The organism is Streptomyces sp. NPDC006259 (assembly GCF_042870975.1).
Taxonomy (GTDB): Bacteria; Actinomycetota; Actinomycetes; order Streptomycetales; family Streptomycetaceae; genus Streptomyces.
This window is the reverse complement of record NZ_JBIAHY010000002.1, coordinates 437,630-443,675: the sequence shown is the minus strand read 5'-3', so window position 1 is coordinate 443,675 and position 6,046 is coordinate 437,630. Positions and strand designations below refer to the sequence as shown.

6 protein-coding genes are annotated in these 6,046 nt (G+C 70.1%); 3 read left to right on the top strand and 3 right to left on the bottom strand.

Annotated elements, in window-relative coordinates:
* Nucleotides 1-113 precede the first annotated feature (113 nt).
* Both ACFYO5_RS08115 and ACFYO5_RS08110 read left to right on the top strand, forming a co-directional pair.
* Complete coding sequence (locus tag ACFYO5_RS08115) at nt 114-995, top strand: siderophore-interacting protein (protein ID WP_388705579.1); 882 nt, start codon at nt 114-116, stop codon at nt 993-995.
* Between the two features lie 545 nt (nt 996-1,540).
* Nucleotides 1,541-2,182 carry an LmbU family transcriptional regulator gene (locus tag ACFYO5_RS08110; RefSeq protein WP_356563859.1) on the top strand — a complete coding sequence of 214 codons (642 nt, stop codon included), beginning with the start codon at nt 1,541-1,543 and terminating at the stop codon, nt 2,180-2,182.
* Nucleotides 2,183-2,227: 45 nt separating this feature from the next.
* On the opposite strand, the gene ACFYO5_RS08105 is transcribed toward ACFYO5_RS08110, so the two are convergent.
* The 3 genes from ACFYO5_RS08105 to ACFYO5_RS08095 all read right to left on the bottom strand — a co-directional run bounded on the left by ACFYO5_RS08105 (nt 2,228) and on the right by ACFYO5_RS08095 (nt 4,880).
* Nucleotides 2,228-3,268, bottom strand: a complete 1,041-nt coding sequence (locus ACFYO5_RS08105; protein WP_388705574.1) for a methyltransferase — start codon at nt 3,266-3,268, stop codon at nt 2,228-2,230.
* A 71-nt stretch (nt 3,269-3,339) separates the two neighbouring features.
* On the bottom strand, nt 3,340-4,203 hold the full coding sequence (locus tag ACFYO5_RS08100) for a tryptophan 2,3-dioxygenase (protein ID WP_388705572.1): 864 nt from the start codon (nt 4,201-4,203) through the stop codon (nt 3,340-3,342).
* Nucleotides 4,200-4,880: a DUF6875 domain-containing protein gene (locus tag ACFYO5_RS08095; protein WP_388705570.1), complete on the bottom strand. Its 681-nt coding sequence runs from the start codon at nt 4,878-4,880 to the stop codon at nt 4,200-4,202. The genes ACFYO5_RS08100 and ACFYO5_RS08095 overlap by 4 nt, the downstream gene beginning before the upstream one ends.
* Before the next feature lie 267 nt (nt 4,881-5,147).
* On the opposite strand from ACFYO5_RS08095, the gene ACFYO5_RS08090 reads away from it, so the two are divergent.
* Nucleotides 5,148-5,909, top strand: coding sequence for a thioesterase II family protein (locus tag ACFYO5_RS08090; RefSeq protein WP_388705568.1), 762 nt, complete (start codon nt 5,148-5,150; stop codon nt 5,907-5,909).
* The last annotated feature ends 137 nt before the right edge of the window (nt 5,910-6,046 follow it).

Below are 6,046 nucleotides of genomic sequence, written 5' to 3'. Positions count from 1 at the left end.
TATGGCGTAAAGTGTTGCGGGCAAGAGGGTCGGGGGAGACGTCACGGCCGGGGCGGCGTCACCGGCCGGGCGACGGCCCCCTCGCCATCCGCCCCGATCGCGCGAAGGAATCCATGAACAGCTTGCCGATCTGGCTCCTGCACGTCAGCCGGACAGAGCAGATCACCCCGCACATGGCACGCATCACTCTCACCGGCGACGATGTGCGGGGCTTTTCCCTCGAAGAGGCCGACCAACAGGTCAAGCTCTACTTTCCCCGTCCCGGACAATCCCGGCCGGTACTGCCGGAGGTCACCGCGACCACCGATCTCACGACGTGGTACCAGGCGTACGGCGCCATCCCGGAGGACGAGCGGCCGTGGATGCGGAGCTACACGATCCGCGCGCACGACCCGGCCACGAACTCCCTCACCTTCGACTTCGTCCTGCACCGGCACGCCGGACCGGCCACGCGCTGGGCGATGAACGCGCGGGAGGGCGACTGCCTGGGGGTGTTCGGGCCCACCGACTACTTCGCCCGCCCCAAGCCCTTGTCCTCCTCCGTCGAGGAGGCCGACTGGGTCCTGCTGGCCGGTGACGACGCCGCCGTCCCCGGGATGGCGACCATCATCGAGAGCCTGCCGCCCGGCAAGCGGGCGTTCGCGTTCGTCGAGGTCCAGGACGCGGCCGACGAGCAGCCCTTCACCACCGGGGCCGACCTGACCACGACGTGGCTGCACCGTGGCGCGGCCGAGCCCGGACACAGCGAGGCACTGGCCGAAACGGTTCGGGCCGCCACCCTGCCCGACGGCGAGGGCTTCGCCTGGATCGCCGGCGAGGCCGGTCTGGTGCGCCGGATCCGACGGCACCTGGTGGACGATCGCGGCCTGCCCAAGAGCCGGATCGAGTTCTCCGGTTACTGGCGCCTGAAGCTGACCCAGGACGACGCCCCCACCCCGGAGGATCTCGCCGAGGCGCAGGAGCGCCTGGCGGAGGCGCAGGCCCAGTCCTCCTGACCCACCCCTCCCCGACCGGGAGGCGCAGCGCCCGCGCCTCCCGGTCGTTCGCATTCCGGCGCCGTCAACCCCGCGGAGAGGAATCAAGCCAATCGATCATCGCCCCGTGTGGGTAATCGGAATTTCTTGCTACGCTCAACCCACCGTCCACAGGGATCCGATAATATGTACATGGCATAACCACTCGGTTCCGCCGCTCGGCGATACGTTTCCTCGGCATCGTTCGGTCGGCGGCATTTTCACGGGGGTGTCTCCTTTGACGTCGATCAACCTGGGCGATCCGACCCGTCCGCAATTTCGCGTCCATTAGCGAAGAATTCACGGCGACGGGCTTCCCTTTTCGCAGCCCCTCACTCGGCTGCCATCGCCGAGAACGACACCCATGCGCGCCGAACGCCCTCCCCGGCGCTCGGCCGCTCCAGCGCACGGCCGCGGTCGGCATCCGGCGCCCAGCCGACGCCTCCAAACGACCGTCGCCCGAATCACCTCAACCACGCGGCTTCTGCACCACCAGAGGCATGACCAACGCCGGAAGAGAGGTTCGTATGCAGCACTCCGTGGACCGCGCTCAGCGGAACCGTCCGCGTACCAGCGCGCCCCTTCGGAGGAACGGAACCGAGGGAGGGCGTCCAGGCAAGGACATCCTCACCACACGCGTCGGGCTGAGGATCCCCGCCGCCCTCACCTTCGAGAGATGGCAGCACGTCGGTTCCCAGATCTCACGCATCGTCGACTCCTCGTCCTGGTGCCTCGGCGACTGGCTGGTGTACGGACAGGAGGAGTTCTCCGACCGGTATCTGCGCGCGATCGAGGCCTGCGGACTCGACTACCAGACCCTGCGCAACTACGCCTGGGTCTCCCGCAAGTTCGAACTGGGCCGCCGCCGCGAGACGTTGAGCTTCCAGCATCACGCCGAGGTGAGTTCCCTCCCCCCCGATCAGCAGGACAAGTGGCTCGACCTGGCCGACGAGTTCAACTGGTCGCGCAACGAACTGCGCCGCAACATCCGCTCCCACCGTCAGGGTGACGGCAAGAGCGATCCGCCGAAGGACTTCCTGCCCAAGCTCAGCGCCCCGGCCGAGCGGGTGCAGCGGTGGCGCAAGGCGGCCGAACTCTCCGGTGACGAGTTCGAGCAGTGGGTGCTCCGGGCCCTGGACGAGGCGGCGCTGGCCAGCCTTCCCGGGTAGCCACGACGGGAGCACCCGCCCTCCGCGTCCCGCCCCTTCGTCTCCCTACTTCCACGCGCGCAGCACACCGTGGGGCGTCCACGTCCTGCCGGGCAGCCGCTCGACGCGCTGGAAGCCGGCGTCGCGCAGCCATTCCTCGTACTGCCCCCAGTGGTAGAGGGTGCTGTCCGACGCCGGCAGGGTGGCGAAGTAGACGTTGTCGAGCGCGGCGTACAGGGGCCCGTCCCCCGTGTCGTCGGAGAACGCGTTGAAGATGAGCACCTGGCCGCCCGGCGGCAGGCAGTCGAACGCCTTGCGCAGCAGGGCCGCGTTCTGCTCGGGCGACCAGATGACCAGCTGGTTGGCGAACAGCACGCAGTCGTGGCCCGCCGGGAAGTCGTCCGCGAAGATGTCGCCGGCCCGCACCGCGACACGGCCGTCCAGGCCGCGCTCGGCGATCCTGCGGCTCGCGATGTCGAGTGCGCCGGGCAGATCGACCACCGTGAAGGACGTCCCCGGATTGGCCTCCGCGAGGGCGATCGCGTTGACCCCGTCGCCCCCGCCCACGTCCAGCACCCTGGACACTCCGCCGAGATCGGCCCGGTCCACCAGGATCGGGTTGGACAGCCGCGACCAGGAGCGCATGCAGCGGTAGAACAGCGCCTCCAGTTCCGGCTGGGACGCCAGCCGGTGGTACAGGTCGCCACCCTCGCCCGGAATACGGCGCAGACCCACGTTGGTGTTCTGTCGCAGCGCCTCCACCAGGTCGGCGGCGGCCGGCATCGCGATCCGGTCCTCGAACCGGACGATGTCCCCGATGATGGTCCACGTGCCGTCGGTGATCATCGAGTCGATCAGCTCGGCGTTCAGGTAGCGCCGGCTGTGGCGGACGGTCAGGCCGAGCGAGGTGGTGCCCAGCAACAGGATCTGCGCCGCCCGCGGTTCCAGCTTCAGCCCGGCGCACACCTGTTCCGTGGTCAGCGGTCCCTCCTCGTGCAGCAGGGTGAACAGGCCGAGTTCGCAGCCGGCGTGCAGAAGGTGGAAGGCGGAGGCGCCGAAGAGGATCCGGGTCAGGTCCTCGTGGTCGACGGGGCCGGCCTTGGCCATGATGGGCTCCCTCGTGGGGTCGGTGGTCGATGAGGTGACGGCGAGGATCCGCGGGCAGCCGACGGCCGGCGCTACAGGAGCGACCGTACGGACCACAGCTCGGGGAAGAACCGGTGGCCGCTGATGCGCTCCAGCCACGGCACGCCTTCGGTGCCGCCCGTGCCGGGTTTGGCCCCGAGCATGCGTTGCACCACCGTCAGGTGCGTGTAGCGCCACCGGGCGAAGGACTCGGCGACATCGGTCAGCGCCTCTCCGAGGAGGAACAGCGTGTGGTGCTCGGCGCTGTTCCCGTACACCTCGCGCCAGGCCCGCTCGACACTGTCGTGAGGCTCGTACGGCGCCTCGCACGGACGCGCCAGAGCGGCGTCCGCGACAGGAAGGCCGCGACGGCGCAGCAGGGCCAGCACGGCGTCGTACAGGCTGGGCTCGTACAACTGCCGGTGCACCGCCTCGTGACTCGACGCGTCGCGATGCGGCAGCACCAGCCGGGCGTTCTTGTTGCCGAGCAGGAATTCGAGGCGCCTGTACGAGGCGGACTGGAAACCCGAGGCCGTGCCCAGCACATCGCGGAACTCGGCGAATTCGACGGGGGTCATCGCACTGAAGAAGTCCCACGACGACAGTGCGACCCGTTGCACCGAACCGGCCCGGCGCAACGTCCACAACGCCGCGTCCACGTCGTCGTCGGCCAGCCGGTCGCGGGCCGTCGTGAATTCGATGCGCAGAAGCTTGAAGAGGAGTTCCATGACCTGGCTCATGATGATGAAGCCGGGCTCGGTGGCCGCCGACGTACGGGGGTGCTGCAACGCGAGCAGGGCGTCCATCCCCGCGTACTCGGCGTATGCCGTGGGGGGCGCCTCCGCCTCACCGCCGTAGGGGCAGCGTGTCGTTCCCGCCGCGCCGTGCACGTCCTCACCCGGTCGCGCGGCGGTCATCCGGCGTCCCTCCGGGTCCGCGGCCGCGCACCGGGATGGGCGGTGTCCGCCGGGCGCGGGCCCTCACCGGGGCCGTGCAGGGCGAGCGCCTTGTGGTACATCGTCGTCAGCAGCGGGCCGATGCCGTCCGGCCGGGACCTGTACCGCGGGCCGAAACGCCGGTGGTACTGGGCGAACCAGTCCGCCCTCGCCCCCAGGAACAGGATGTCGTGCACCGCCATCGCCCGCACCGCGACCAGCGGGACCGGTGACCGGCTCACCTGGAAGGCCGGGTTGCGGGCCGCGGGCTCGTCACACTCCGGATGGAACTGGCCTATCATCAGGCCGCGTTCGACGCTCTCGGTCTTGACCTGCGCGTGCGCCTCGTCGAGCAGCCCGAACGCCTCGGGCGGCAGGTCCGGCAGCACGATGAGCAGCGACCGCAGCGACCGGTTCGACGTCCGCCATTCGAGCTGTTCGAACTCGTCCAGACCGCATCGGATGACCTCTTTGACCAGCGAGAGACTGGCGGCGGGGCCCACCAGCCGCACCGCCGTCTCGACCGCGTCGACCCGTCGGGCGGGCGCCACGAACGGACACACCGCGCCGGACCGGCCGAGTTGCTCGTGCGGCTGGGTGACATAGGAACCGAGCCATTCGTCGACGCTGTCGAGGGCTTTCCCGACGTCGACTGCCAACACATCGATTGACATTACTGTCGATTTCCCTCCGACGGCATCATGAAGAAATGAGCGCAGGTGTTCACCGACGTACTCCGCGCCGACCTATTGGCTCGCAAAACCATATCGGCGGCCGGAAAGACGCATCAAGCGAAGCGCACGTCGGTACGGGCCCCGCGCGGGGCAGAATTTTTGCGTGTGTCCCGCCGGCGGGACACAGAATGCATCCGGCGGCAATCATGGAATAGCGGCGCCCACCATTCCCCGAAACACCTCGGAGAACACGTGCTCATCCCGGTGAATCCCTGGATCCGCGGCTTCGGTCTCGCGCCGGACGCGCCGGTGCGGCTCCTCTGCTTCCCCCACGCCGGGGGCATCGCGGCGTACTACCGGCCGATGGCGGCGGCGCTGGCACCCGACGTCGACATCCTCGCCGTCCAGTATCCGGGGCGGCAAGACCGCTTCCAGGAGCCGCTCGTCGACGGTGTCGGCGAGCTGGCCGACAGCGTGACCGACGCGGTGCTCCCGCTCCTGGACCGGCCCCTGTCCTTCTTCGGCCACAGCATGGGGGCCGCCGTCGCCTACGAGGCGGCGCTACGGCTGGAGGCCCGGGGCCACCGGTTGCGGAGCCTCTTCGTCTCCGGCCAGAGCACTCCCTCGGCCCGGCGCGACCGCGGCATCCACTCCCTCCCCGACGACCTGCTGGCCGCGGAGCTGGAACGCCTGGGCGCCACCGACCCGGCCATCCTCGCCGATCGTGAGCTGCTCGGCGTCCTGCTGCCCGCCATCCGGGCCGACTACCGGGCCATCGAGGGGTACCGTCGCGGCGACGAGCCCGCCCTCGACTGCCCGATCGCGGCGCTGACCGGTACGGCCGATCCGTATGTGCGGGTGTCGGAGGTCGCCGCCTGGTCGGGCCTCACCCGCCACGACTTCGCGCTCCACGAACTGCCCGGCGACCACTTCTTCCTGGACGCCCGACGCGACCGGGTGTGCGAGATCCTGCGCAGCCACCTCACGCTGTCCCCCACGGCGGACCCTCGCTGACGACTCCGGCGGACCGCGGGAGCTGGGCGGGGGGCGCCGTGGGCGCCGTGGGCGCCGTGGGCGCCGTGGGCGCCGTGGGCGCCGTGGGCGCCGTGGGCGCCGTGGGCGCCGTGGGCGCCGTGGGCGCCGTGGGCGCC